Genomic DNA, 26,278 nt, shown 5'->3' with positions numbered 1-26,278 from the left:
TACATTTTGCGATAAATGATTACATTCGATGTAAGGATTCAGGTAGCAGGGATGAGGGAAGGCATGGAGACTTGCTCAGGAGAAGCCGTCGCCATCAAAGCTTGTTTCAAGAAACTCAACACCGAACGCCCTTGAGTCCGACAAGTCTGAATCACACTCAGTAACCTTGCCGTCTGGGCAAAACCTGCCATCGAACGCGAGCCACCACAAACCTTACGCTTGGTTACAGCCAACCGCAACGAGCGTTCCGCACGATTATTATCCGGGGGAATTTCTGGATGGGACAGGAAATACCACCACTGATTTGCCTTATCGCGTAGAGAGCGCAATAACAAGCCCGCCTCATGCCCAGCCAGGGGGAGCCAATGCTCCACAGCCGCCTTCACCTCATAGATAAAGCCCGCCGCCCATTGATGATAGGCAGCCCCATCCTCGGTTTCACGCCACTGACGATGCTGCTCAAAGGCTGTGTCAATCAAATCCAGGAATGCCTTCGCCAACTCTGGATTTTTTCCATGCCTGAGCTTGCAGACTTTCTTGAAGTGCCGCCTTAGATGAGCCAAGCACTTCTGCTGGGCTTTCACCTCATAACCGTTGTACACACTGAAGTCATCAGAGACGAGTACACCATCAAAGCTTCGACCTAATAGGGTCTCTAATTCCGCCCTTGAACGAGTATCAGCGGCGTGGAAGAGGCAAAAACCCACCCCACACACTACCCACATCCACTCTTTCACTCCCTTGACTAGCCATGGTGTTTCATCCACTTGGGCGTAGTCTTGGTGTTTCACCCAGTTTCCCAGTTCCTCTACTGTCGGCTTAACGCTTTGGGATGCCCTTTCGTTGGTCGCTTGTAATGTCCCTACTCCCACGGTGATATTCCCCAGTTCCTCTAGGAATTCCTGCTGCTTTTCATAGCTCATGTGAGCGTAGTTCCCCAACCACACCAACAGGGATTGCAGCCCGACTCCTAAGCTTTGACCTCCCAGCACTTGCGGCGGTAACTCTCCCCATGTTTCCTGTCCGCATCGGCTACAACAGCAGCACTGCTGCTCATACTCCACTACTTCTATGGCGGGTTGGATTAACTCGGCTACTTCATGGCGGCGCGTTTTTCGGGGGACTAGGCTCAACTCTTGGCTCCCACAGTACCCACACACTTGTGCTCGCACCATTTCGTAGCGGTCTATTCTGCCAAACCCTTTGCGAGTTTTTCCCTGATGACCGGGTTGCCCACCGGGTTTACGTTTTCCTTGGCTTGGTGGCTCTTTTTCTGGGGGTTGGTGTTCTGAGCGTTTGTGGATGTCGCTTGATGGGGGTTTCGATGAACTCTCGCTATCGCTGTTGGCGTTGTTCTTGAGCCGCTCTATTTCCCAGACTAGTGCTTAGTCAAAGAGATAGTGCCGAGTGAGAAGAGTAAGATGAAGTCAGTGTTCAAACCAAGGCTGACATGGTCAAAAAATACGTTGTGCGCTTAAGTGACGAAGAACGACAAGACCTCCAGGAAATTGTCACCACGGGGAAACGAGCTGCGGCTCTGATCAATCATGCCCGAATTCTCCTCAAAGCCGATTTGCCAGCAATCCCCCGGTTGGCGAGATCAGGATATAAAAGAAGCCCTTGATATTAGCCTGAGAACTATTGAGCGAGTGCGGAAACGATTTGTCGAAGAGGGGCTAGAGGCAGCCTTAAGCCCTCGCCCCCATCCCCGTCGCCCCCGAAAGTTGGATGGCACAACGGAGGCACACTTAGTGGCGTTGTGCTGTAGTGAACCGCCCGCAGGTCAGGGGCGATGGACGTTACGTTTGTTAGCACAGCAGATGGTGGAGTTGGACTATGTCGATGACATCAGCCATGAAAGCGTGCGGCAACTGACTAAAAAAAACGAACTCCAACCCTGGCGACAAAGCTGTTGGGTAATTCCACCGAGCCAAAGCGCAGAGTTTGTCTGGTATATGGAGGCAGTCTTGACGGTCTATCAGACGGATTACACCCCAAACATGCCTGTGATTTGCATTGATGAAGCGGGCAAACAGTTAGTCAAAGAAACCCGCCTACCCATTCCGGCTCAACCGGGGCAGCCCGAACGGGTGGATTATGAATATGAGCGCAACGGGACAGCCAACCTGTTTATGGTCTGTGAACCGATGATTGGGTGGCGGCGCGTGACGGTCACAGAGCGTCGCACCGCAGTAGATTATGCCCACTTGCTCAAAACGTTAGTGGATATCGATTACGCCCCAACCCCAAAAAATCATTGTCATTCAGGATAATCTCAATACTCATTCCCCGGCCTCACTCTACAAAGCCTTTGAACCGGCAGAAGCACAACGCATCTTGAGTCGATTGGAATTCTGCCATACCCCCAAACATGGCAGTTGGCTGAATATGGCCGAGATTGAACTGAGTGTTTTGAGTCGTCAGTGCTTAAGTCGCCGGATTCCTGATCAGGAGACACTCAAGCGTGAAGTGGATGCCTGGCAAGACGAGCGCAATCATCAGGAAACATGGATTGATTGGCGATTTACAACGGCTGATGCCAGGCTGAAATTACAACATCTCTATCCGTCAATTGATTGTTGACTGGACACTAGTTGCTGAATAATCTCTTGTTGCCGCAACACCAGTTCCACCAGCACCTCTGATGATGCTTGTCTCAGTTGCTCTCGTTCGACGGCTGGGGGAATCTCGATGGGCTTCATTGTGCTAACTTAGCTGTTTTTTCTGATTTGTCAACCCCCCCCCACCTGAATCCTTACCATTCGATCACATAGTTTAAGGAGAGAGTCTTGCTTTTTGGGCACGGTTTTCTAGATACCATTGCGCGATCGCGGGACACCATTGTTCAAACTGCTTAAAGAGCAATTCGGCAAATTGTTGCGCTTCGAGTTGGGCATCTTTTTTCCACCGTAAATCGAGGAGATGCATCAGCGATCGCACATTACAACTCAACACAAAATGTTGCCGCACATCAAACGGAATTGTCCCCCGCGCATGTTCTTCCGACATCCCCGCTGCTAACTGGTCTGCATATCGCTGACACGCTGCAAAACACCACTCTAAATCTGTATTGCGCTGTTCTTCGGAATAGAAATACTTCTTCCCTTGTCGGTTCGTATAATTCCCCACCGGACGCAGATAAAACACATCTTCAACCGTTCGTTTTCCGGTGACCACATCTAGAATGCGCTGCCCCGTATACCGATTTGACTGACAGTCAAAACTGATGCCGACGCGATGAGTCCGCACCTGCTGCATCATAGAATGAGGAAATGCACAAGCATTGACGGTGATTTGAGGATGTTCAAGGGGGCCAAAATGTCCCTTATTTCCTGCTAATAAATATTTGATAATTAATGCGCCTGCTTTTTCTTCGCTGGGGAATTTATCCTGCTGATCGTAGACACAGTCTTCGCTGTAATCTTGGTGCATCGCTGCCCAAATGAGTTGCTGAGGGTTAGGTGTTGCAGCGAGTAATTCAATTCGAAATTTATCCATGATGCCAAGCGTACAATCTAGAAATTATTGTGGATTTCAAACAATGATGAAAGAATAGGAGTTACGCTCTAAACCCGTGAAACAATCACTTGTTCGGGCTGATCTTGATACTTTCCCTGACGTTTGTTGTAGCTCGTTTCACATTCTTCACCCTCTAAAAAGAGTAGCTGTACTACTCCTTCATTTGCATAGATTCGGCAATCTGCACTAGAAGAATTAGAGAATTCGAGGGTTAAATGTCCGCGCCAACCGGCTTCAGCGGGGGTAAGATTTGCAATGATTCCGCAACGTGCGTAGGTTGATTTTCCAATACATAATACGGAAATATAATCCGGAACGTTGATCTTTTCTAGGGCAACGCCCAAGCCGTAGGAATGGGCAGGGAGGATGAAAAAATTGCCGTTTTTATCATGATGTAATTCCACCGGTTCAAGGTTGTGGGGGTTGAAATATTTCGGATCAACAACTGTGCCGGGAATATGACGAAAAACGCGGAATTCGTTGGGACTGAGGCGGATATCATAGCCGTAGCTACTGAGTCCGTAGGAAATGACAGGGAGTTGATCGACTTTGCGGATTAAAGTGGCTTCAAAGGGTTGAATTAATCCTTCGGCAGCTTTTTGTTTAATCCAGATGTCATTTTGAATCATGGTGTTGTGGGCAATCAGGCGAGTTGATCAATACAAAGATGAAGATGGGAAAACAAGGGGACTAAGCCCCTTGTTTTAATGATCATGGTGCAGATCACGATGGGTGTTGTTTTTGGGGCTATGCACCAGGGGCCATACCGATCGCACCAGCGTATTGAGCGCGATCGCCCAATTCTTCCTCGATGCGCAAGAGGCGATTATACTTCGCAACCCGCTCGCTGCGACAGAGGGAGCCTGTCTTAATCTGGCCCGCACGGGTGGCGACAGCGAGATCGGCGATCGTTGTGTCTTCGGTTTCCCCAGAACGGTGGGAAATCATGCAGGCGTATTGGTTACGGTGGGCCAGTTCGATCGCTTCGAGGGTTTCCGTCAGGGAGCCGATTTGATTGAGTTTGATCAAAATCGAGTTGGCGGCATTTTCGTCGATCCCTTTTTGTAAACGGGTGGGGTTGGTGACGAAGAGGTCATCGCCGACGAGTTGCACTTTGTCGCCGAGTTTTTCCGTCAAGGTTTTCCAACTAGCCCAATCGTCTTCGTGGAGGCCATCTTCAATGGAAATGATCGGATATTGCGCCACTAACTCAGCTAGGTAGTCAATGAATTCGGCGGGGCTGTGGGGTGTGCCGTCGTAGATGTATTGACCATCTTTGTAGAATTCACTGGCGGCGACATCCATGGCCAGGGCGATTTCAGTGCCGGGTTTGTATCCGGCTTGTTCGATCGCTGCCACGAGTAAATCCAAAGCGGCTTTGTTGGAGGCGAGGTTCGGCGCGTAGCCCCCTTCATCCCCCACCCCAGAGAGTAACCCATCTTTTTTCAGCACATCGCTCAAGCAGGCGAAGACTTCCGCGCCCCAGCGCAGGGCTTCGGCGAAGGTGGGCGCTCCGACGGGAACGATCATGAATTCTTGAAAATCAACGTTGTTATTGGCGTGCGATCCGCCGTTAATCACGTTCATGAAGGGGATGGGGAGGATGTTGGCGAGGGGGCCACCCAGGTAGCGGTAGAGGGGAATGCCGAGGTGATCTGCGCCAGCTTTGGCGGTGGCGAGGGAGACGGCAAGAATGGCGTTCGCTCCGAGGTTGGATTTGGTGGGGGAGCCGTCACGGCTGATCATGCAGTGGTCGATCGCCACTTGGTCTAGGGCATCCATGCCGCGTAATTCGTCGGCGATTTTTTCGTTGACGTTGCGTACGGCTTTAAGGACACCTTTGCCACCGTAACGGCTCTCTCCATCCCGGAGTTCGTGGGCTTCAAAGCTGCCGGTGGACGCACCGCTCGGAACTTGGGCGAGGCCGAAGGCTCCGCTGTCGAGCAGGACTTCGGCTTCGATGGTGGGGCGACCGCGAGAATCGAGGATTTCTCTGGCGTTGATCTCTTCAATAACCGCTTCAAGTTTATCGAGCATTGTTGTTCCTCATGATGACGAAGCAACGGGGCTAAACCCCGTAATCTTGTTAAGCATAGGGTGAGACGGTGGGAGAAACTGTCTTTTTCACCAAAAGTTTTAAACTGAAGCCAGCGGGGGCGATCGCATTCATCCCAATCTGGCTGCATTGATTCGAGGGGGCTGGGGTGAAGTACCCGACGCTGATGCTCTGCATACAGCGCGGGCTTCTCTAATCAACCGCGACAGCCTCGGAGAGGGTAGACTTGCGCCTCCCTCCCTGTGGTCTGACATCGCGTCCTAGAGCAGAAGCCCCACTTCCTGAGGCCAAAATCCGCAAGCCTTCCTGTCTGAATCTTAATTGCCGCATTGATGTCTCGATCATGCCGTTCCTGACAGTAAGGGCAGACAAACGAGCGCACCGAAAGATCCATCTTTTCTAGCGGTAGCAGCCTGTTTGAGCAGAGGTGGGAAGAGGGGAAGAATCGCCCAATCTCCAGGTACACCTTACCTTCAAACTCTGCTTGTATTTGAGCATGGTGCAGAACTGACCCCAACCAACATCGCTGATTGCTTGGGCTAGATTGTGATTCTTGACCCTATTCTTAACGGCTAGATCTTCTACCACAATGGCTTGGTTTTCGTTCACTATCTTGCGGGATAGTTTGTGATGAAAGTCTTCCCTGACTCTGGCGATTTTAGAGTGAACCTTGGCAACCTTTAAGCGTGCTTTGTGCCGGTTCTGGCTGCCTTTCTTGCGTCTGGCAAGTTTACGTTGCTTCCGTTTTAGGTTGCGTTCATACTTGTTGAGAGGACGTGGATGAGGAAACTTGGAACCATCAGACGCGATCGCGAAGTCTGTTAATCCCAAGTCAAGTCCAATCACCTTACCCGTGCTAGACAACTCCGGCTTGGCTGTACCATCTTCGACCAGCAGCGATGCAAAGTATTTCCCATCTGGATACCTGGACACCGTGACAGTCTTCAACGTCCCCTCAATCGGTCGGTGAATCTTGGCCACAACAACACCGAGCGAACCGGGGAATTTAATGGCGGCATCAGACACCAATAATACGTTTTGAGGAAACTGAATTGACTGCCGACGATGCTTAGATTTGAAATTGGGATACTGTGCTCTGCCGACAAAGAAGTGTTGGAATGCCTGAGACAGATTCAGTAAGCTGATCGGCATTCAAACTACATTGTGCCAGTTACGCTGAAACCCTTGTACAAAGGGGCTTAGAAAAACTAGGGTGCAATTTAGATGCCGATTAGCTTACCGACTGCTGCAAACATTGCGAATAGCATGCTTTCAGCCATTCATAAGTAGGCCAGGGTAGAAAAAGAGAGGTAGATTGAGAGATGTAAAGAGTGAGTATAAAGAACAGGTGTACTTATGGGAGCAAGGATGAGAGTATTTCTAAGCCCAGAGGAAGAAAGAACCCTGTGGGAGCTAAGGAAAGCAACCACAGTAATACAGAGAGTCAAAGACCGTGCAGAAGCTCTGAGACTCAGCCATCAAGGATGGTACGTCGAAAAGATAGCCCAACACTTGCACTGGAATGTAGGGACAGTGAGGAAAACGTTCAAACGTTGGCAGGAAAAGGGCTTAGGCGGACTCTGGGATGCACCAGGAAGAGGAAAAAAGAGCACCTGGACAGAAGCCGACATGGTGTACCTAGAAACCTGTTTGCGTGAAGAAAAGCGAACCTATAACAGCGTACAGTTAGCCAAGAAACTCAAACGATACAGAGGCATTACCTTGAGCCCAGACCATCTGCGTCAGGTGCTCAAAAAAAGGGGGTGATATGGAAGCGGACACGTCAGAGTCACCGAGAGCGCCAAGACCCAGCAACGCGGGCGATTAAGCAAGCAGACTTAGAGATGCTCGAACTCTCTGCGGCAGCAGGGGAGATTGACTTGCTCTACGGCGACGAATCCGGCAGTTGTTTATGGAGTGCCGCCAGTTACAGCGATTACTTCCGAGGTGAGCAAAAACGACAGGAGCAGACTCGCAAGCGAGGCAAGAGGCTCAGCATCATCGGTTTGTGGCAGCCATTGGTCACCTTCATCTACTCTCTGGTTTTAGGCAGCTTTAAGAGCGATGACTTCATCGCCTTGATGAACCAGCAAGCCCAGAGTGCCGCTGACATCCTCTCGAAAACCGGACGGATAAGGGTCATTGTGCTGGACAACGGCTCCATTCATACCAGCAAGCTTGTTCAAGCCCAGATTGCTACTTGGCAAGCTCAGGGGCTTTATCTTTTCTTCCTGCCCCCCTACTGTTCAGAGATGAATCCTATTGAGTTGGAGTGGCAGCATCTCAAGCGAGATGAGTTGGTTGGTCAGATGTTTGAGTCAGAGAAGGAGTTGGCTTGTGAGGTCATTTTTGGACTTGATGCTCGGGCACAACAAAACGCTCACTCCACTGAATATGTCAATCTGCGACAACCTCAATATTCTGTTACATAGTTCACTCTTTCTTGCCTGAGCTACTTACTCCGCTTTGAGCAGAGGAATTTGTTTCTTCATCGTGAACGCAGAAACACCCTGGCCAGTCGTTTTGTACGTTTCCGTCATCACAGCCAAGCAATGATTCCACAGCCATCCGACACTGACCTTGTCGGTACAGCGCGGGGCTTCCCACCGATTAGCTAAAAATCCCCCGGCTTCAGAACGGGGGACTTTTAAATCACAGGAGAGCATCTCCTTGGATGAAGTCGCGATTTTGGGACATTTGTGTGAGTACGGTGTTGATTTGGGCATCCGTTAAGCCGGTCAATTTCAAGACTTGCTTCCAATCGGCTTCGGTGGCGACTGGATCATCTTGGTAGGCGTTGGCTAGGGCCTTCACTGCGTCATACCACACAAAATTCTGAAACAGGAATGTGCCTTGGTCGTGGGGGGATAGGCTGCTGAGGTAGTCGGCAATAACTGGGGTGTTAGGGTCTGCATTGCGCCATGGGACTTGGTCTACTTCAATTTGGCGAATGTAGCCTTCTACTTTACCGGTAATCGCGTCGGTGTTGTCGTAAACCAAGACGACCCAACGATAGTCTGTGTTGGGTTGGAGGAGCGATCGCTGAGCTTGGGGATGCTCTGCATGGGGAATGGAGGAGGGCAAACTCAAATCCATAATGCCGCCGTTTTGCCCCACTTCCCATTCTTGGGCATGAACAAATTGATGTTGGGTGGTGCCACCATTTTCGGAGTCTGCAACGGTGACGGCTTCGATTTCAAGGCGCACAATCCGATTGGTGCTGGCCTTCGGTAGATAGACCAAGAGGTGCGGATTATCAAGTACCGTCACGCCGAACCGATTGTAGTTGGGCACAAGGGCCATCAAATCGGTGGCCTCTGTGGCAGGGGTAGCAGTTTCTGTGGGGCCACCGCGTGTGCCGCCCACATCACTGCGTTGGGGAGAAGTATCGACGGCGGGGGTGAACCCGGCTTCTTGCCATTGTTCTAGGCTGGGTAAGTTTTGAGCGATCGCGCCCTCGGAGGCAACAACCACCGGAGCGATTAGGGTCATCAGGGCAACACTACCTCCGAGAATAGCCCGTGAAATTCGGCGCGATGTACGGTTTAAATACGGCATGACCTATGTTTGTCCCTATAAAGTATCGGAATCAGACAGAAAAAATAAAGTGGACTCGTGAATCCTACGCTCATAGCACCCTGATCGTTCTCTAGTCTTGTTGTAACTGAACTGGAGAATAAACGTCCAACGAGAGAAAGTTCACTTTAAGCAGTGAGAGCGTGGGAGTATCTGCTAACTTGGGGGTTTACCGTCAACGTCACTTTCTGACAGTGAATCTACTGCTGTTTCTTCACGCCCACTGAGCATGATTCCCGATTCGTCCCTTTCTACTTTGGCAGCGTCTGCTCCGTCTTCTCAGACGATTCATCCTCTTGCAGCAGCGTCCATCCATGGCATTGCCTTTCACAAAGATGTGTTATACGCCCTGGATTCCACGACAGGGTATCTCTTGGAGATTCAAGCCCACACCCACAACACTCGGATTATCAATCCCCACAGTTGGCAAGATTTTGTAGGTGCAACGGGATTGGCGATCGCCCATGACACCCTTTGGTTTACCAGAGGAGAAGATATCTATTTTTGTTCCTTAGACGATGCCGATCGCTTCCATCCCCATCGCTTCTTGAGTCTGTATTATCCCCTCAACGGCATTGCTGTGTGGGAATCGACAATCTACGTCACCTGTCAACGTACAGGCCACATTCTCATTTTTAGTCGGGAAACGCGCCGCGAAATTACTCGCTTTTACGCCCCCGGCATTGGTCTTGAAAACATCACCGTCCATGGCGAGGAACTCTGGCTCACGGACAATATCGAACAAAGTGTCTATTGCTTAGACCGGGCCACGGGGGAAATGAAATTCAATGTCCTGACCCCCTTTGATGCCCCGTCCGGCCTGGCGTTTAACGAGGATGTCCTCTACGTGGCTTACGCCCAAGAGGAACCCTATCTGCGCGACAACCCCAACGCCAACCCCAACCACGAACTACAATACCGCGATCGCACCTTCATCCATCCCCTCTACTTCGCCTACTATCCCGATCAAAACCTCGCCCTCTCCAACGGTTATCTCGTGGAAATGTCCTACGTGGAGGAACTATCCCCCCTCGACCCCGTAGAAGTGCAGGATTTAGAGTGGCGCATGGCCCTCCCCGCCGAAACCCCCCGCCAAAAAATTCGCTCGATCGAAGCCGTCGGCCTGCCCTTTGAAGAACGGGAACTCGACGGCCAACGCCTCGCGGTGTTTAAATTTGACACCCTCAAATCCAGCGAACGCTATATCTTCGGTTGGAAAGCCACCCTCGAAGTCTGGGGCATCAAATACCAGTTTGGCCCCCAAGATGGTGAAAACGTGCCCGAACTCTCCGAAGCATTCCAAACCCGGTATTTGGTGGACAACGACAATCTGGCCATGGATAAGGAGATTATTCAACGGGCCGCCAAGGAAGCGATCGGCAACGAAACGAACCTGCTGCGGAAAATGTACAACATCCGTAACTATGTTTACGATCGCCTCTCCTACGGCATCAAACCCCATATTGATACCCCCGACGTGGCCCTAGCGCGGGGGGTTGGCTCCTGTGGTGAATATCTAGGGGTGTTGCTGGCCCTCGCCCGCCTCAACGGCATCGCCTGCCGCACCGTGGGCCGCTATAAATGCCCCGCCAAAGCCCTCGAACGGGGCCAACTCCTCGAACCGGACTTTAACCATGTGTGGATGGAGTTCTATCTACCGGGCTACGGCTGGCTACCGATGGAATCAAACCCCGATGATGTGGTGGAAGGCGGCCCCTATCCCACGCGCTTTTTCATGGGTTTAGCCTGGTATCACGCCGAAATGGGGAAAGGCGTTCCCTTCGAGAAACTCTATATCAACGACATTGCGACAACGAAAGAGCAGCTTTCCATCGGCGATTTGGCGATTAACCATGTTCGGTTCACCATCCTCGAAGAACTCCAACCCCCGCCCCCGTAATCGTCTCCAAGGCCTCAATCCTACGCCCAACCCCGCAGACGATAGATCAAAATCCCGATGTATTCCTTAATCGCTTCGGTGGTGGAGGCGAGGCGGCCCGTTTCCGGAACGAGATCGAGGATGTTGCCGACGAGGGTGCGTTGAGTTCCGGTGACGCTGCCATCGGTGATGTAAAAATCTGTGGGGGCGGGGATCACGTCAATGCCGAGCTTTTCAAAGATAGCCACCGAGCGCGGCATGTGGAACGCAGAGGTGACGAGGAGAATCCGATTCAGCCCTTTTTTGTCGAGGATGGCTTTGGTGTAGAGGGCATTTTGGTAGGTGTTGAGGGAGCGGGGTTCTTCGATAATCGCGCCTTGAGGGACATCCAAGCGACGCAGAAGGATCGCCATATCTTCGGATTCGGGAGGTTCGTCGCCATGCCAACCGATACGCCCGCCGCTGGCGATGATCAGGGGGGCGCGATCGTCGTGGTAGAGGGTGGCGGCGTAGAGGATGCGATCGCCCCGCTCCGTCACTTCCAAAGTACGGCGGGGGGCTTCTTGGAACTTCAACGCGCCCCCCAAGATGACGATCGCTTCAGCTTTGGGTAATCGTCCTTCCGGCACATAGTGCCATTCCAAGGATTTAAGCAGGGCGGTGTTGACTCCCGGATTGGTGGCGATGACGAGGATGCCGAGGGCCAGGACAATTGGCAGCGCCGTCCAGCGTGATCGCCACCAGGCCAGCCCCAACGACACCACCATCAGCACACAGGCCAACCCCAAGGGATAAACGAAAACCGGCAGTAATTTCGAGAGAAAGAGAAACATCAGGGCATTGGAGAGGGTGAATCGAGGACAGTGCGGCGGGCGAGGTGGGCTTCGATGGTGGGGCGATCGCGCCAAGCTTCCCGCAATTTCCCGTGATGATAGTGGGCCAACTGATCGCCACGATGGGGAGAATTTGGCTGGGTTGCGTTGCCGTAGGGGTTCAACACCAATGCCCGCACCGGGTCACTGAATTCCACCGCCGCAATGAAACTATCACCCCCCACCGCCCGCCACGGCTCACCCGGCTGCGACCCCGGAATGCTATCAATCACCGCAAAACTCCCCACGGCTCCCGCTGCCCCACGGCCCGGCTGCACCCGATCCCCCACTCGAAGCTGCATAAACTCTCCCCAGGGTACATCCAGCCGCCCCCAATGGGATTGCATGGCTTGGGCAACATCCCGGAGTGTCGCCAGGGCGGTGGCTGGGTCTGCCAAGCCTGCCGGGGTGGTTAACGGTTGTGCTGCATCCCAAGGGACGGCGAAGGCATCCGGGGGCATGGCCGCCCACCATTGGGCAAAGAGGGCCATGCCGCGACTGTCGGCGTTGGCATGATGATCCCAGCCTTGGAGGACGGTGGCGGCGGTTTGGAGGAGGGGATCGGGGTCGGTGGGGAGGGCGGCAATCAGGGCATCGACGAGGCGATCGCCCAATTCAATCCGAGTCGAAAATTTAGCCTGGGCGAGTTCGGCCAAACTCCAGCGGTCTTGGGATTGGATCAGGTGGAGCGATCGCTGTGTCCGCAACAGATTAAACGCCCCCGTCAGATCCGGCGGGGCAATGTAGGCGGGGAAATCCTCCGGGTCTAAGGTGGCGGGGATCGTCGTCGTCCAGGGGGGATCGTTCGTGTTTTGGAGCCAACCATTAGCCGGGTTGGCCACCTTCGGCAGGTCAGCGTAGGGGTGGTAGTCCGTCCAGAGGGTGGCGGCGGTGTTGCCGGGTTGTGGCTGTTGATGGTCGCGCCAATTGCCCCCGTCGCGCACGGGAACTAACCCGTTAAAAATATAGAAAATCTCGCCGTTGCGGTCTGCCGTCAAAAAATTAAACATGGGCAGTTGCTGTTGGGCGAGGGCGGCTTCAAATTCGGCGCGATCGCCTGCTGTCCCCATCGCCCACAGTTGATCGAGCATCCGCGCCTTTTCCAAGCCTGCCACCCGTAGCGCCGTAGCCCTGTTCTCGGTTTTCTGAATGATCGGGCCATGGCGCGATCGCTCCACAGTCAACGGTTCATCCCGGAGTGTCCCATCGGCCTGTTTCACCTTCAGGATGATGTCCTCGGCATCAAAGGGCTGAATCGCATCATCCCAACGGTAGCCCCCTGTTGCGAGGGAAAGATCATAGTCTGTCCAGCCTTTATAGGTGTTGACTGTGGCCGTCCACCCCAGATGATCATTAAACCCCACCGCCAACATCGGCATCCCCACCAACGCCGCCCCGTACAGGTTCAGATCCGGCAGGTGTAGATCCGCTTCGTACCACAAAAACAGCCCACCCCAAGGCAGATGGGTATTGGACAAAAGCAAACTATGGCCCGATTCCGAGCGCGAGGGTGCGATCGCCCAGCCATTCGACCCCGCCACCGAGGGCCCCACCACAAAATGAAAGTGAATCGCCCGGTTGAGGTGGGCCAGCACATCGGTCACCGTCACCGGCAGCACCGGGCGATATTGGGGCGAAATCGCGTCGGGGTGTTCCGTAGCGTAGGTATTCATGCCGGCCACAAACGCCGTGAGGTAATCGCGCATTTTCGGGGTTTGATCTGCTTCCCAGGCTTGGGCACGAGCCGGGATACCCATGGTATGGGTGAGGCGATCGCCCGCGAGATAGTCTTCGCCCCAATATTCCGCCCCCCGGCCCCGCGCTTGGCCGTATAGTCTCAGGATTAAATTACCGTGGCTCTGCATTTGGGCATACCCAAAGCCATGGCCCAATTCTGTCCGGGTTTGACTGTAGATATGCGGGACACCCCACGTATCCCACAGAATTTCTGGGGAAGAGGTGCTGAAAACAGGAGCATTCATTCGTAGCCCAAAACTAAGGATCAAGCCGCCTAGGAACAAAAGTCCGAGCCAGTGTATTCGCAAACGAAACAGCATCATTTAACGTCTCAACATGATGAAAATGCACAGGCAGCACCGCCCAAAAAAGAGGTGTATCCTGTGCATTTTTTGCGATCGCTAGTGAGGATCACCGTTAATCATTAACCCTACTCCCCTGGGGAGCATCGGTACATCAGTCTAGGTACGGGGTCGGGCCGGATTGACTTTTAACTGACGACCCATCCACTCTGCACCATCAAGCTCAGCAATTGCTTTGGCTTCTTCTGATTCGTTCTGCATTTCAACGAAGGCAAACCCGCGTATCCGGCCGGTTTCGCGATCAGTGGGAAGATGTACTCGCGTTACCGTGCCATAGTCACTAAAGACTTCGGTAATCCCTTCCTTTGTTGCTTGGTAGGCAAGATTACCAACATAAATGGACATTGAGAAACTATCTCCTAGATCAAGTGAAATGTAGAGAGCCAAGATTGCGGAGCGACGCTTATCAAAAGCCGGGGGAAAACCTGTCAAGTTGAAAGCAAGCTGAATTTACCGATTCTCTTATACTCACCTGCCCATTGTAGCACCGCTTTTTCGGGGCGATCGCCCCTGCTCAGAATTCTGCAATTGATCGATAAAATGGCTGAGTTCATCAGGAATTTTTAGGGGTATACGGTACTCCAAAAACAAGGGCAATGATCTCGTCAACGATGGGCCAAGACCTTACCCCCATTGGCATCGCGATCGCCCTAGGCGATTTCATCGAGATCAACCCATTCATCCTCCGAAGAACCGTAACCCACATAATGGACAAAATACTCTTCCTCACGGCCTTGGCGAATCACAGCGGTGTACCATTCTTCTTCGTCGTCGTCCCACACTTTCACCGTTTGACCAATGCCATATCCGTGATCGTCGAGGGGGCCAGCCACGGGCGATCGCAACTCATCCCCATCCACCCATTCATCCTCATCTTCGTCATAGCCCACGTAGTGAACTTTATATTGCGTCACATTTTTCTTGAGACGTTCTTTAATGATTTTTGCCTCAAACCATTCTTCCTCGTCCTCATCCCACACCTCCACGCTGTGACCGACTTGATAATCGCCCTCAGATGCTGCTGATTCGGGGGACTGCATTGCGGCGATCGCTTCCTCCGGTTCGGCTTTGATCTGCCCATGGGCCGCGAGAATCACCGCCCGCGCCACGGTTTGAATTCCCGTATGTTCGTAATAGTTAGTGGTTTGATCCAACAACGCCGCAATCACATCGAGTTTGCCATCGGCCATCTGGATAAAATTCCCTAAACTTTGGGCAATGCTTTCGGGCGTAATTCCTGTTTTTGCCACAAACCCCGACATCCACCCTTCCACCGCCGTAAAACTCTGGCTGAGAAATCCCACCTTATCCTGAGGATTATTGCCAGGGAGGTATTGATTCACGGCTAAAAATACCGGGTTTTGGGTGATGCCGCTGGTGTCGGTTCCTTGGATTACCTGATGGATTTTGGTGAGAAAATCAGTGCCCAAGGGTAGGAGAGCATCAATACAAACCAGTGCTTTCATCCGCATCAGGGCGGCATCTTGATAGTTTTCGCCTAAGGATTGGGCAAATTGCACCGGGTTGGGCTGTAGGCCGTTCAGTTGGCAGTAGGCGATCAGTTCGACGGCAACTTTGAGGAGGAGATCGATGCTTTGGACGGTGTCGGGTTTGGGGGTAATGGTGTTGAGGAAGCCGAGAAAGCTGATTTTTTCTCCCACCTTATTCGCTAAGGCAGCGGCAGCGAGGGCCCCGTCTGCTTTATCGATGGTTTTGTAGAGGGTGAGGGTGCGTTGATAGGGCTGTTGGGGGTCGAGGGCAAGGCGTTGGGCGCGATCGCGGATGCGGGCGATGGTGCGCGGATTGCTTTCCCCCGTGACAGTGGCGATCATGGCATCAAAATCCGTCACATTTTCCCATTGGCCGGGCGTGATAAAGTCGATCGCCTTGAGCACTTTAACCGTAATGTTATCGGCGGGTAAGGTCTCAACCCATTGAATAATGCTGTCAGCCATGGGATTCCCCTGCGGTACGTGTGGATGATGTTTCAGTATTTCTCTAACAATCTGTGGAATATCGGCGTTTTGCAGCGATCGCGTTGTGAATCGTTATATTTTGGCCAATAAACTTTATATAAGAGGCTTAGACTCTAGAATGCTGACCTTTCACCCTGTTTACACTGAGGCGGACTGTGCCGCGATCGCAGCCCTTGCCGATCGCATTTGGCGACACCACTACACCGCCATCATCGGCACGGCGCAGGTGGACTATATGCTGGATCGGTTCCAATCCCCAAGGGCGATCGCTGCCCAGATCCAAGAGGGGTATCACTATCGCCTCGTGACGGGAGCCGCAGGCGAGATCGGCTATTTTGCCGTCCAGCCCCAAGGCGAATCATTATTTTTGAGTAAGTTTTATGTCCTGGCGGGGCAGCGGGGTCAGGGCTACGGACGGCAGATCATGGCAGAAATTGAACGGATCGCCCCGGAACAGGGTTGCGATCGCATCACCTTAACCGTCAATAAACACAACACGTTAACCCTCGCGATCTATCAAAAATTGGGGTTCAAGGTGGAAGATGCGATCGTCACGGATATCGGGGGCGGTTTTGTGATGGATGATTTTCTATTGGTGAAACCGCTTGTGGCTCAGGGCGAGAGCAGCGACTCGTAAAACTGCAACTGTTGCCGCGCCAGGGCGAGATTTGTGTACCGCTCCATCGCTCGCTGATAGCCGAGTTCGGCCCATTGTTCCCGTTCAGCCGGGGAATCGATCAAGGTCGCAAGGCGATCGCGCAGCGCCGCCGCATCCCCTTCCGGGAACACCAACCCCGCCGCCCCAATCACATGGGGAATCTCCCCCGAATCTGACCCCACCACCGGCACACCACAGGCCATCGCCTCAATCAACACATGGCCAAACTGCTCCTTCCACCCCACCGCAGTCAGGGTTTTAAACTGCCCACTGGTTTCCGACGGCAACACCAACACATCCATCACGTTGATGTAGCGGGGCACATCGGCATGGGGAACGGATGCTACGATCCGGAGGCGATCACGCAATCCCGCCGCTGCTGCCTGGGCTTCAATCTCCCCTTGCAACTCTCCCCGTCCGAGGAGAAGCAAAGTCCAGGGGCGATCGCCCAGCAATGCCAACGCCGCCAACAACGTCATCATCCCCTTTTCCGGCACAAACCGCCCCACAAACCCAATCACACAATGATCTGCCGGAATCTGCAACTCGGCCCGGAGTTTGGGCTGGGGTTCCGGTTTAAATAACTGCTCATCCACGCCCAATTGTGGAATCACCGTCGCCGCATTGCGATAGCCATGCTCGCGTAAAATATCCACCCCATCCTGATTTCCTGAAATCAATCCCTGGGTATTCCGTAAATTAAATGCCTCTAAAAGATTGATCGGAAATTTATTGTGATAGGGCAAATTCCACCAGGTGAAAAAACAATTTTTGGCCCGTAAACCGAGGAGTTTATTGAGTAGAATCAGTTGGGCATAGCCGAGGGATTTTGCGCCCTGTTCGACGTGGATAATGTGGGGTTTGAATTGACGCAACAGTTGAATGATTGACCCGCCAAAGGTGAGGAGACCTTGGTTATTTTCACTCAAGCTCGGTAGGGGAATCCGACGAAAGCGATGATCCTGCCATGGGGGGGCTTCAATGATGCGATTTTGAACGCCACCGGGTCGCCAACGTTGGGGCACAATCACGGTCACTTCAATGTCGGGTCGAAGGCGGGCTAATTGACGCAGTTTTTCGCAGTTGAGATCCACAATATAGGAGTGGCTAGCAATCAGAATTCGCATCAGGGTTAAGGGCTGATCATGGATTTCAAGTGGGTGGGGTGGGGGTGAGCGATCGCTACCTCACACCGGGGTTAGGGTTGGAGGATTTCATCGGTTTGGGTCTGAGTTTGGCCATCATTCCACAGGGTCATAAGGCGGGATTTGATCGCATCAAAAAATCCGATGGTGTAGAACACGCCCCGCGATAGGACTTTGATCGGGGAACCACTTTTGTAACAAGGGGGATGGCCGAGCACATGGCAATCAAAAAGTTTCGCGTAGAGGCGTAGTTGTTGGCCCAATGTGAGGTTTTTTTGAGCCATCAGGAAATGATTGTGGTAGAAGGTGACTTGATAACTGAGCGATCGCGTGCTGATATCATGACAGCCCCCGGTTTCTTCGCCCAGATGCACCAAATGCGCGGCGGGGTCATACCAAATCTGATAGCCCGTGCGTCGTAACCGCAGGCAAAAATCCGACTCTTCCCGCACCGCCGAACCCCGAAACCGCTCATCAAACCAAACCCCGTAGGTGGTAAACACCTCGCGGCGGTAGGACATATTACACCCCCGTGCTGAGATAATCGGCTGGGGTTTCACCGTGTGGACGAGATCGAGATGATACCAGGCAATCCCCGGATCACTGGCTTGGGGGGGGAGGTCTTCAATTTCTAAGCCGGGTTTGGCATCGGCGAGTTTCATCCGGTCGAAGACGCGACCGGCGACGGCTCCAATGTCGGCGCGATCGTAGTTTTTCCCATGGGCGACGAGGTAGCCCGGTGGTAACTGCACATCGTCATCAATAAACAGGACAATTTCCCCCGTGGCCCGCCGTACCCCATAGTTTCGCGCTCCGGGTAAGCTCGCCCATTGGACGCGCCACCATTGAATTGTTTCGGCGGCGGCTTGCTGGGTGAGGTATTGCTCTACGGCGGGGGTGTGGTGGGCGGTTTGGTCAACGACGATGATTTCCACATCTCCCGGATAGTCTTGCTGAAGAACATCCTCGATGGAGTCTTTAAGGGGGTCTTCGCGCCCGTAGGTGGGGATGATTACAGAAATAGAAGGAAGTGCCACGGTGATTGCTCCACGGTGCAGAGGGGATCAAGGGTTATTCCATGGTGACGTTCTCCCGACGCTGACCTATGCGCTTCGCGCAGGCTTCGCCAACGGTACAGCGCGGGCTTCACTAGATTGCTCCAGCGACTACCTGCTTCGTTCGGTCTTGTCTAGGCAAAGCCCCCGACAGAACCCGTCCACAGGCGATTTCATCAGTCGTGAGACCCACGGCTGAGAGGCCACGATTGCGAATAACTTGACCGCTGGCAACATCTCTGGGCTTAATTGAACCGCATTCACCGCAATGGTGAATGCGGTCTTTTAATTCTTTACCAAAATTCATGGGTCTAAAGCCCCGTCCTTCCAGGACGGCTTTTTATGGTTTATGATTAGCATAGCGGATAGGGTAATCAACCGCTTTAAAAACCCGATGCTACCTAACTCGTAGCTACTGAACCTTGGCAATTGAATCTATGGGGTTCTACTTCATTGTTCTAGACCTCCCTGCAAGTAGATAAAAGATTCACAGGGACTAGACGAATCAGTTTTTGGCAAATATTGCTGCCAATCCAAACAAACTTTGGAGCAATCCAACTACGGTGGGGCACACCGAAAGTAACGCTTGGGGAGAGAACCACCTCTATGTAGGACTTCGCAAGGAATCCTAGGTAAGTGGACTCGGTGAGCCAAGAATCCCCGTGCCTTTAGGCCGGGGAGTGTCAAGGACTTCAGTCCCACAGTCAGGGCATTCCTGACTGGTGCCCCTAGGGTTGACCTTTCCGTAGCAAACCCCACGCTTCCAGCACACCCACGGCAACACAATGTTGACGAACTGACCCAGTCCAGCATCAACCATGTGTTTGCCGAGAAAGCCTTTGGCGAGTGTCCTGAAGTCCAAGTCTTCCACAAAAATCATCCCGGCTTGGTTGCAGAGATGATGGGCTAGCTTGAACTGCCAGTCCAGACGGTAATTCGCAATGTTTTCGTGAACTCGACCGATCCGCTTGATTAACTTGAGCCAGTTTTTCGACCCCTTCTGCTTCCCTTTTAGCCTACGTTGCAGCGATTTAAGCTTGCGGTGCAGCCTATTGAAGAAACGAGGACGAGAAACCTGCTCACCATCAGAGGTGGATAGAAAATACTCCAGACCAACATCCAGTCCCAGGGCATGGCCTTCTGGTGGGATGTCGGGCACATCAACGTCAGCTTTTAGCGTCAGCATGACGTACCATCCAGAATGTTTCCGCACGACCCGAACAGCCTTCAGGTCGAAGTCTTCAGGGATGGGGCGATGCAGATTGATGAGCACTGGGCCGAGCTTGGGTAGCTTAATGGTGTTACCATCAATCGCTTCGCCCTTCATCTGCGGAAATAGAAACGACCGCATCCGGCCAAATTTCTTGAACCGAGGGAACCCGATTCGCTGTTGGTGGAAAGCGACGAAAGCAGCATCGACTCTCCCAATTACATCCTGAAGCACCTGAGAATGAACCGCTTTGAGTTCAGGGTTGGTTTTCTTGGCTTCAGTTAGCGCCTTCTTTTGGCGATAGTAATCGGGATAGGGGGTGTCGGCTGGGATGATGTACTCCTTCTGGAGACTGCAAGCATTGACCGGGCACTTCCGACTGTTGATCCAGTCTTTGCGCTCCCCGACCGCATAGTTGTAGACCTTGCGACAAGTTTCCAGCCAATTAAGCATCTGGAGTTCCTGTTCAAGGTCTGGATAAATCCGGTATGAGTAGGTCAATACAAGCATGTTCCTAGTTTAGCTTTGGGAAGACGATTGGTTCCCTAGAAAATAGCGAAGGAGTATGGCGACTCCGTTCCACTCCATCGCCTCGGTTTTCATCCCGACACTCACGCTTCGCGTAGAGTGCGGGGCTTCCCGCCGATTAAGCTAAACCAGGGACGAAGCCGAATCATCGGGGCGAATTTGATTATTTTAGGATGGGGCCGTGGCTTGGGCGGTGTGGGACATGGTGGCGAGGAATTGCGCGATCGCAGCTTGATAGGCCTGGCCGCCAATTTCCGGGACATGGTTGTGATCGCCTTCGGGCAGGAGGTACAGGTCTTTGTGATCGGTGGTGGCCCTGGCGTAGAGGGCTTGGCTCATCCAGGCGGGGACGCGGCGATCGCACTCCCCATGGACAAAGAAAATCGGCATCCTCAGGGTAGGCAGCAGCGCCATCGAATCAAAGGATTGGCGCAAAATCCAGTTAATGGGCAGCACTGCGGCAAAGCCGTCATGCTCGGCCATGTCCCGAATGTTGGTGAATGAGCCTTGAATGATTAAGGCGGCGAGGTGGGGGTTTTGGCTGGCGAGATGAATGGCGATCGCGCCGCCTAAGGAATGCCCAAACACAATAATTTGCTCTGGACTAAAGCCCCGCTGCGATCGCAAATAGTTCAGTCCCACCTGTGCATCCCCATAGATCTGGGTTTCCGTGGGAAAGCGACCGATACTCTTGCCATAGCCCTGATAATCGATCAGCAACACAGGGTAGCCCAACCGATAAAACACCTGGGCTTGCGGTAAATTCGCGCCAATGTTAAACCCATTGCCATGGAGCAACAAGACCGCTTGGGTGGCTCCCTCTACCGGAATCCACCAGCCGTTTAATTGCGCTTGGCTGTCGGCATCCACCGGAATCCACACCTCTTCGTAGGGCATTTCGTAGTGATCCGGGGTGTATTTAATTCGGCGCGAGGGGAGGAAGGTGAGGCGGGTTTGCCATTGTCGCAACGCCAGACAAATGAGTAGATAAACGCCAAGCATGGTGCTAAGTCCGAGGGCAACAGTCATGAGCATGGATGGTGTGTGGATCGTGTGATTGTATTGTGCCGGATGACGGTATTAAGAGCGGTCGAGACTGTGGCGATCGCAATTGCAGCACAGTCCCCGATCAGGGGTGGTGAACGAGGGGTTTCCCCCCCCATCTTCTTACCCTAAGGGATGAGGAAAGTTTTAGAGCCTTGGCCAGGGCAGAATTTTGGTAGTTGTGGGCTTTTCGTGACCGCGTTGCTCGTGGGCGAGACCTCGCTAGTGTCGTGGATTGTGTTGATGGGTTAGGCCTCAGGCTCATCGGGGATGGCAATCGTAACGGGACGGCGATCGCGCCCAGGCATTTAGCAGAGTTAACCCCCAAAATTTCCTACAATAACAAGTAGCATCGCCTGACCCAGATGTGACAATGTGTAAAGTGTCCCCCAAAGATGGGAACATGACCGCGATCGCAACGGTCACACAACCGGGGAGATTGTCGTTGTCATTGCAAAGCCAGGGGATTCAATTCAGTCGTGTTGTTAAGGTCTGGGCACAGGGTTGAGGGGGAATAGGGGTTGGCAGGATGAGCAGAGACTGTGTGCAAGGACGATATCAAATTGTTGAATGCCTGGCTCAGGATGCCCTCAGCCAGACGTTTCGGGTCGAGGATCTTCACCAAGGGGAAAAGGGGTCGCTGTGGCTGCATCGCGTCAACGGAACAGAGGCGATCGCCCTGTCTCTGTCGCCCCAGGTTCAAACAACCCAAACCACGTTACTGGAACTCCAGCGCGACACGGCATTGCAACCCCTTGACGCTGTGTGCGTAGATGGGGGCGATCTCTGCTGGGTCTATGGGGGCGGCGATGGGTATGGCCTAAATCAACATTTGCAAGCAGGGCGACAGATGTCCGAGCAGGATATGGTACAACTGCTCCAGGATATTTTACCGACGCTCACCACGATCCACGATCGCGGCATGATCCACGGCAATCTTCAGCCCCACAGTTTTTTCTACAGTGCCGAGGCGGGGCGTTGGTGGCTGACCCATTTTGGGGCAACCTATGCCCATGAGCGGATTCCGGCGGGCCAGGCGGCGATCGCGGCGGCTGGCTATTTACCACCCGATGCGATCGTGCCGCCGACGGTGGGGGGCGATCTTTACTGTTTGGGGGTGACGATTCTCCATGGCCTGACGGGGATTGAGCCGGTGAATCTCACCCAAGATTGGCGCAAAACGACCGTCGTTAGCGATCGCCTCGCCCATCTGATCAACCTCATCATTACCCAGTATTTTTCCTCCGCCACAGAACTCCATGACTGGCTCGACATGGCCACCTCAGACACCGCCCCCTCAGCCGTTGCCGGCTTAGGCCAACGACACAGCGAGTGTGACCCTGACCTTGACGGCCCTCCCGATCAGAACTTGGCCATCATCACCAATGCAACCCTAGACAGTGAGATTGAGCATTCCCGGATTGTGACGGAGTGGGATGGCGAAGCGGCTCAGAGTCCGCCGCTGTTCACGGCTCAACCGCCAGAATCCAGCCCCACCGCGCTGTATTTAGCCCATCGCTATCGGGTGGTGCGTCCCCTCAGCCGGGGGGGATTTGGAGAAACCTATATTGCCATTGATGAGCAATTTCCCGGCCAACCCACTTGCATTGTCAAAAAGCTCAAGCTCAAAGAACACACCGATAAAACCTACAAAATTGCGAAACACCTGTTTAAACGGGAAGCGGATGTGCTGAGTCGTTTGGGGCAACATGCTCAGATTCCGCAGCTTTTGGCTCATTTTGAAGAAGATCAAGAGTTTTATTTAGTCGAAGAATTTATTGACGGCCATGATCTGGAAACGGAATTACCGCCGGGGAAGAAACTCCCGGAAGCAGCGGTGCGGCAGCTTGTGTATGAAATGCTAGAGGTGCTGAGTGTGATCCATGCCCAAGGGATTATTCACCGGGATTTGAAGCCGGCGAATATCCGACGGCGGGTGAGCGATCGCAGGCTCGTCTTGATTGACTTTGGGGCCGTGAAGCAGATCAGTAAGCAAACCTCCCTTGATGGCAAAACCAAAGTGACGGTGGCCATTGGCACAACAGGATACGCACCGAGTGAGCAAACCCAAGGCCGGCCGAAGTTGAGCAGTGATATCTACGCCGTGGGGATGATCGCGCTCCAAGCCCTGACCGGCCTCGATCCGGAACATATTCCCGATGATCCGACAAGCGGCGAATTGCAATGGCATCATTTGGTGAAGCTCACGCCGGGTTTCAAGGCGTTTTTGGATCGGATGGTTTGTTATGACTTCCGGCAGCGTTTTGAGTCGGCGATTCCGGCCCTGGCGGCGTTTAAGCATTTAGACCTCAACTCGGCGACCCTGCACGATCGCCCCCCTACTGCCGCCACTGTCAAGCGTCGTCGTTTCGCCCTGTCCCGCCGCACGGTGCAACTGATCGCGGGTGGCGCGGGCGTGCTGGGGGTAGCAGGGATGGCAGTGGTCGGGGCGCGATCGCTCGGACTCTTCCAAGCCTCTTTGGATCAAGTGAGTGCCACGGTGCAAGCGAGTACGGTGGTGATTCAAGCACCGGACAATGCTCAGCAATGGGTGGGGGTCGTGGTGGAGGGGGAACCCTATGCCTGCACGATTTTGACGACGGAGGCGGCGATCGCCGGCGGCGAAAATGTCACCATCTCCCTGCGCCAATCCCCCCCCCGGCCCGTGGATATCGTGGAAGCCTTGCCGAAAAGTGCCATGGTGCTTTTGAAACTCAAACAAAACAATCCCCAATGCTCCTATCCGCAGTTGGCCTTGGGTGAGCCTGATGATCTGCGCTCGGACGATTGGGTGTATCTGCAAGCCACCACCCCAGAAACCCTAGATAATTTTATGACCGCTCCCCTCGAAACCGTGGCGATCGCCAACGTGCGCTATTCATCCTTGCCGGGGGTTTATCTGTTGGGGTATGAGTCGCCGTTAGAGATTCTGTCGGGTAGTCCGGTGGTGAATCGGCAGGGTAAATTATTGGGGATTCATCAGGGCAAGATTGCAGAGGCAACGGTGGAGGCGGATCGCGAATGGGCGATTCCCGTTGCTCTGTATCGGGATTATCTGGCCACGCGGAGTGAGTTAGAAAACGCCACCGCTCAAACCTGGCTGGAGCGAGGTAACCAGTTTTTTGAGTTACAACAATACGAAGACGCTCTCGCCGCCTATGATGAGGCGATTCCCTTAGAGCCGGATCGCCCGGAGCCTTGGTATGGGCGGGGCAGTGCGCTCTACAATTTGGAGCGGTATGAGGAGGCGATCGCGGCCTATCATCAAGTTTTGGCGCTGCGCGATGACAATACCCTCGCCTGGTACAGCAAGGGAAATGCGCTGTTTCAATTGCAGCGCTATGAAGAGGCGATCGCTGCCTATCAAGATGCGATCGATACCAAAGAGGATTATTACCCGGCGATCAATAATCTGGGCTTAGCTCAGCAGGCTTTGGGCAAGAGCGCCCAAGCGATCGCCACGTTTGAGCAGGTGATTAACCTCCGACCGGAATACCATCCCGCCCATAACAATCTCGGCACAACCTTCCAGCAACAGGAAGACTATGCCAAGGCGATCGCCGCCTATGACCAAGCGATCCGCATCCGACCCAATTATGCCTCAGCCTGGTACAACCGGGCCACGGCCTACGCCCGCAGCAATCAACCCGATCGCGCCCTTGAAAACCTAACGCGGGCGATCGCGCTGCAAACCAGCTACGCGGAACGAGCCAAAACGAATCCTGATTTTGACAGTCTGCGCGATCGCGAACAGTTTCCAGCGTTGGCGCGAGATTAGTCGGGGCGGGCGGAGATCACAAACTACGACAGGACGGGTTCCCAGATGGCGGCACGGGTGAGGCGGATTTGCGCGATCGCAAAAATGATCGGAATGATTCGCCCGTAATTCGTCGCAATGGCCCGCCAGCCAAGATCCGCCAAAAAGGTAGCCCAGAGAATCGGCCCCAGGGCGGCGAAGAGAGTCCGGGCGGCCCCATGGCGGGCGGCGGTGGTGACCATGCCTCGGCGGGCGGCTTGGAGGGCGATCTGATGCTGGAGTTGACCGGCGGCGATCGCACCGCCCCGGCGGAGGATGGCCTGGGTGGCTTGGTACTGGGCAAAATGGAGGGTAAATTGGCGGGCGATATGGTTCAACACCAAAGACCGCACCACGGCACTAATTGCCACGACACCGCCCCCTTTGAGCAAAAACTGCATCGGGTTGTGTTGTAGTTGAGCCGGGAGGGGTTCGGCAAAGTCGGTGCGGGTGAGCGATCGCTGAATCTTCACCGTGAGGGAATTTTGTTCAGCCGCTGGGAGTTTCTGCCACGCTTGGCCCATGAGGTGCAGAAAGATTTCCGCCTCTAGATCCAGCGTGGACAGGGAAGCTGCATGAGGGATTTTTAAATAGCGGCAGACTTGGATCAGGACTTGGTGATAACTGATCGCGTGGCTACGACCCCGGAGCACCGTCATGCCATCGGCAGCGAGGAAGAAAAACCGCTGTTGTAGCATCGCCAGTTGGGTGGTGCGATCGCATTGCTGCACCTCAGCCACCGCTGGGGTCTGAAAATAGTCCAGAGGATTAAACCGCCGACAAAACAAAATATGGGTCAGTTGTCCTAATTCCTCATCCGTCGCGAGATCCAGGGCCGCACGCAGTTCATCCAAACCGTTATCCT

The 26,278-nt window shown here is 53.5% G+C and carries 19 protein-coding genes and 3 pseudogenes; 5 read left to right on the top strand and 17 right to left on the bottom strand.

Going from position 1 to position 26,278, the window contains the following annotated elements; genetic code table 11:
- Positions 1 to 38: 38 nt before the first annotated feature.
- A complete protein-coding gene (gene tnpC / locus SPI6313_RS01880; RefSeq protein WP_281248448.1) occupies positions 39 to 1,304 on the bottom strand; it encodes an IS66 family transposase in 1,266 nt (421 codons plus the stop codon).
- A 146-nt stretch (positions 1,305 to 1,450) separates the two neighbouring features.
- On the opposite strand from tnpC, the pseudogene SPI6313_RS22645 reads away from it, so the two are divergent.
- Positions 1,451 to 2,583: pseudogene (locus tag SPI6313_RS22645) on the top strand (IS630 family transposase).
- On the opposite strand, the gene SPI6313_RS23255 reads toward SPI6313_RS22645, so the two are convergent.
- The 6 genes and pseudogenes from SPI6313_RS23255 to SPI6313_RS01850 all read right to left on the bottom strand — a co-directional run.
- Positions 2,562 to 2,702 (bottom strand): hypothetical protein, encoded by a 141-nt coding sequence (locus SPI6313_RS23255; protein ID WP_175551040.1) that lies wholly within the window; start codon positions 2,700 to 2,702, stop codon positions 2,562 to 2,564. The pseudogene SPI6313_RS22645 and the gene SPI6313_RS23255 sit on opposite strands and share 22 nt — an antisense overlap.
- 73 nt (positions 2,703 to 2,775) lie before the next feature.
- On the bottom strand, positions 2,776 to 3,498 hold the full coding sequence (thyX, locus tag SPI6313_RS01865; protein ID WP_072619466.1) for an FAD-dependent thymidylate synthase: 723 nt from the start codon (positions 3,496 to 3,498) through the stop codon (positions 2,776 to 2,778).
- A gap of 68 nt (positions 3,499 to 3,566) precedes the next feature.
- Positions 3,567 to 4,148: a dCTP deaminase gene (gene dcd, locus SPI6313_RS01860; RefSeq protein ID WP_072619465.1), complete on the bottom strand. Its 582-nt coding sequence runs from the start codon at positions 4,146 to 4,148 to the stop codon at positions 3,567 to 3,569.
- A gap of 118 nt (positions 4,149 to 4,266) precedes the next feature.
- On the bottom strand, positions 4,267 to 5,556 hold the full coding sequence (gene eno / locus SPI6313_RS01855) for a phosphopyruvate hydratase (protein ID WP_072619464.1): 1,290 nt from the start codon (positions 5,554 to 5,556) through the stop codon (positions 4,267 to 4,269).
- Positions 5,557 to 5,605: 49 nt separating this feature from the next.
- Positions 5,606 to 5,752, bottom strand: a complete 147-nt coding sequence (locus SPI6313_RS23250; RefSeq protein ID WP_175551039.1) for a hypothetical protein — start codon at positions 5,750 to 5,752, stop codon at positions 5,606 to 5,608.
- A 15-nt stretch (positions 5,753 to 5,767) separates the two neighbouring features.
- A pseudogene (locus tag SPI6313_RS01850) lies at positions 5,768 to 6,712 on the bottom strand (RNA-guided endonuclease InsQ/TnpB family protein); the annotation flags it as partial.
- A gap of 219 nt (positions 6,713 to 6,931) precedes the next feature.
- On the opposite strand from SPI6313_RS01850, the pseudogene SPI6313_RS22145 reads away from it, so the two are divergent.
- Positions 6,932 to 8,007 (top strand): annotated as a pseudogene (locus tag SPI6313_RS22145) (IS630 family transposase).
- A gap of 220 nt (positions 8,008 to 8,227) precedes the next feature.
- Here SPI6313_RS22145 and SPI6313_RS01830 read toward each other — a convergent pair.
- Positions 8,228 to 9,067, bottom strand: a complete 840-nt coding sequence (locus SPI6313_RS01830) for a DUF928 domain-containing protein (protein WP_072619460.1) — start codon at positions 9,065 to 9,067, stop codon at positions 8,228 to 8,230.
- A 313-nt stretch (positions 9,068 to 9,380) separates the two neighbouring features.
- Between SPI6313_RS01830 and SPI6313_RS01825 the strand changes: the two genes are divergently transcribed.
- Positions 9,381 to 11,051: a transglutaminase domain-containing protein gene (locus SPI6313_RS01825; RefSeq protein ID WP_072619459.1), complete on the top strand. Its 1,671-nt coding sequence runs from the start codon at positions 9,381 to 9,383 to the stop codon at positions 11,049 to 11,051.
- Between the two features lie 20 nt (positions 11,052 to 11,071).
- Here SPI6313_RS01825 and SPI6313_RS01820 read toward each other — a convergent pair whose 3' ends face one another.
- The 4 genes from SPI6313_RS01820 to SPI6313_RS01805 all read right to left on the bottom strand — a co-directional run bounded on the left by SPI6313_RS01820 (position 11,072) and on the right by SPI6313_RS01805 (position 15,956).
- Complete coding sequence (locus SPI6313_RS01820) at positions 11,072 to 11,863, bottom strand: YdcF family protein (RefSeq protein ID WP_072619458.1); 792 nt, start codon at positions 11,861 to 11,863, stop codon at positions 11,072 to 11,074.
- The gene (locus SPI6313_RS01815; protein ID WP_072619457.1) at positions 11,863 to 13,884 is read right to left on the bottom strand and encodes an acylase; all 2,022 of its coding nucleotides are present in this window, start codon (positions 13,882 to 13,884) and stop codon (positions 11,863 to 11,865) included. The genes SPI6313_RS01820 and SPI6313_RS01815 overlap by 1 nt, the downstream gene beginning before the upstream one ends.
- Positions 13,885 to 14,100: 216 nt before the next feature.
- Positions 14,101 to 14,346, bottom strand: coding sequence for an RNA recognition motif domain-containing protein (locus SPI6313_RS01810; RefSeq protein WP_072619456.1), 246 nt, complete (start codon positions 14,344 to 14,346; stop codon positions 14,101 to 14,103).
- 305 nt (positions 14,347 to 14,651) lie between these two features.
- A complete protein-coding gene (locus tag SPI6313_RS01805) occupies positions 14,652 to 15,956 on the bottom strand; it encodes a Tudor-knot domain-containing protein (protein ID WP_072619455.1) in 1,305 nt (434 codons plus the stop codon).
- Positions 15,957 to 16,095: 139 nt separating this feature from the next.
- Here SPI6313_RS01805 and SPI6313_RS01800 point away from each other — a divergent pair, with 139 nt between their 5' ends.
- Positions 16,096 to 16,614, top strand: coding sequence for a GNAT family N-acetyltransferase (locus SPI6313_RS01800; protein ID WP_072619454.1), 519 nt, complete (start codon positions 16,096 to 16,098; stop codon positions 16,612 to 16,614).
- Here SPI6313_RS01800 and hpsO read toward each other — a convergent pair.
- The 4 genes from hpsO to SPI6313_RS01780 form a co-directional block, all read right to left on the bottom strand.
- Positions 16,590 to 17,762 carry a hormogonium polysaccharide biosynthesis glycosyltransferase HpsO gene (hpsO, locus tag SPI6313_RS01795; protein ID WP_072619453.1) on the bottom strand — a complete coding sequence of 391 codons (1,173 nt, stop codon included), beginning with the start codon at positions 17,760 to 17,762 and terminating at the stop codon, positions 16,590 to 16,592. The genes SPI6313_RS01800 and hpsO overlap by 25 nt on opposite strands.
- 71 nt (positions 17,763 to 17,833) lie before the next feature.
- The gene (gene hpsN, locus SPI6313_RS01790; protein WP_072619452.1) at positions 17,834 to 18,817 is read right to left on the bottom strand and encodes a hormogonium polysaccharide biosynthesis glycosyltransferase HpsN; all 984 of its coding nucleotides are present in this window, start codon (positions 18,815 to 18,817) and stop codon (positions 17,834 to 17,836) included.
- Positions 18,818 to 19,463: 646 nt separating this feature from the next.
- Positions 19,464 to 20,555 carry an RNA-guided endonuclease InsQ/TnpB family protein gene (locus SPI6313_RS01785; RefSeq protein WP_217650466.1) on the bottom strand — a complete coding sequence of 364 codons (1,092 nt, stop codon included), beginning with the start codon at positions 20,553 to 20,555 and terminating at the stop codon, positions 19,464 to 19,466.
- Positions 20,556 to 20,741: 186 nt separating this feature from the next.
- Positions 20,742 to 21,608: an alpha/beta hydrolase gene (locus SPI6313_RS01780; protein ID WP_072619451.1), complete on the bottom strand. Its 867-nt coding sequence runs from the start codon at positions 21,606 to 21,608 to the stop codon at positions 20,742 to 20,744.
- Between the two features lie 553 nt (positions 21,609 to 22,161).
- On the opposite strand from SPI6313_RS01780, the gene SPI6313_RS01775 reads away from it, so the two are divergent.
- A complete protein-coding gene (locus SPI6313_RS01775) occupies positions 22,162 to 25,395 on the top strand; it encodes a protein kinase domain-containing protein (RefSeq protein ID WP_072619450.1) in 3,234 nt (1,077 codons plus the stop codon).
- Positions 25,396 to 25,418: 23 nt separating this feature from the next.
- Here SPI6313_RS01775 and SPI6313_RS01770 read toward each other — a convergent pair whose 3' ends face one another.
- Positions 25,419 to 26,267, bottom strand: coding sequence for a YaaW family protein (locus tag SPI6313_RS01770; protein ID WP_072622951.1), 849 nt, complete (start codon positions 26,265 to 26,267; stop codon positions 25,419 to 25,421).
- Positions 26,268 to 26,278: the final 11 nt, after the last annotated feature.

The organism is Spirulina major PCC 6313 (assembly GCF_001890765.1).
Lineage (GTDB): Bacteria > Cyanobacteriota > Cyanobacteriia > Cyanobacteriales > Spirulinaceae > Spirulina > Spirulina major.
This window is presented reverse-complemented; position numbering and strand designations above follow the sequence as displayed.

Excerpts from the sequence above, each read along its gene's own strand:
- SPI6313_RS23255 (WP_175551040.1), bottom strand. The coding sequence starts at position 2,702 with ATGAAGCCCATCGAGATTCCCCCAGCCGTCGAACGAGAGCAACTGAGA.
- thyX (WP_072619466.1), bottom strand. The coding sequence starts at position 3,498 with ATGGATAAATTTCGAATTGAATTACTCGCTGCAACACCTAACCCTCAG.
- dcd (WP_072619465.1), bottom strand. The coding sequence starts at position 4,148 with ATGATTCAAAATGACATCTGGATTAAACAAAAAGCTGCCGAAGGATTA.
- eno (WP_072619464.1), bottom strand. The coding sequence starts at position 5,556 with ATGCTCGATAAACTTGAAGCGGTTATTGAAGAGATCAACGCCAGAGAA.
- SPI6313_RS23250 (WP_175551039.1), bottom strand. The coding sequence starts at position 5,752 with ATGCAGAGCATCAGCGTCGGGTACTTCACCCCAGCCCCCTCGAATCAA.
- SPI6313_RS01830 (WP_072619460.1), bottom strand. The coding sequence starts at position 9,067 with ATGACCCTAATCGCTCCGGTGGTTGTTGCCTCCGAGGGCGCGATCGCT.
- SPI6313_RS01825 (WP_072619459.1), top strand. The coding sequence starts at position 9,381 with ATGATTCCCGATTCGTCCCTTTCTACTTTGGCAGCGTCTGCTCCGTCT.
- SPI6313_RS01820 (WP_072619458.1), bottom strand. The coding sequence starts at position 11,863 with ATGTTTCTCTTTCTCTCGAAATTACTGCCGGTTTTCGTTTATCCCTTG.
- SPI6313_RS01815 (WP_072619457.1), bottom strand. The coding sequence starts at position 13,884 with ATGAATGCTCCTGTTTTCAGCACCTCTTCCCCAGAAATTCTGTGGGAT.
- SPI6313_RS01810 (WP_072619456.1), bottom strand. The coding sequence starts at position 14,346 with ATGTCCATTTATGTTGGTAATCTTGCCTACCAAGCAACAAAGGAAGGG.
- SPI6313_RS01805 (WP_072619455.1), bottom strand. The coding sequence starts at position 15,956 with ATGGCTGACAGCATTATTCAATGGGTTGAGACCTTACCCGCCGATAAC.
- SPI6313_RS01800 (WP_072619454.1), top strand. The coding sequence starts at position 16,096 with ATGCTGACCTTTCACCCTGTTTACACTGAGGCGGACTGTGCCGCGATC.
- hpsO (WP_072619453.1), bottom strand. The coding sequence starts at position 17,762 with ATGCGAATTCTGATTGCTAGCCACTCCTATATTGTGGATCTCAACTGC.
- SPI6313_RS01785 (WP_217650466.1), bottom strand. The coding sequence starts at position 20,555 with ATGCTTGTATTGACCTACTCATACCGGATTTATCCAGACCTTGAACAG.
- SPI6313_RS01780 (WP_072619451.1), bottom strand. The coding sequence starts at position 21,608 with ATGCTCATGACTGTTGCCCTCGGACTTAGCACCATGCTTGGCGTTTAT.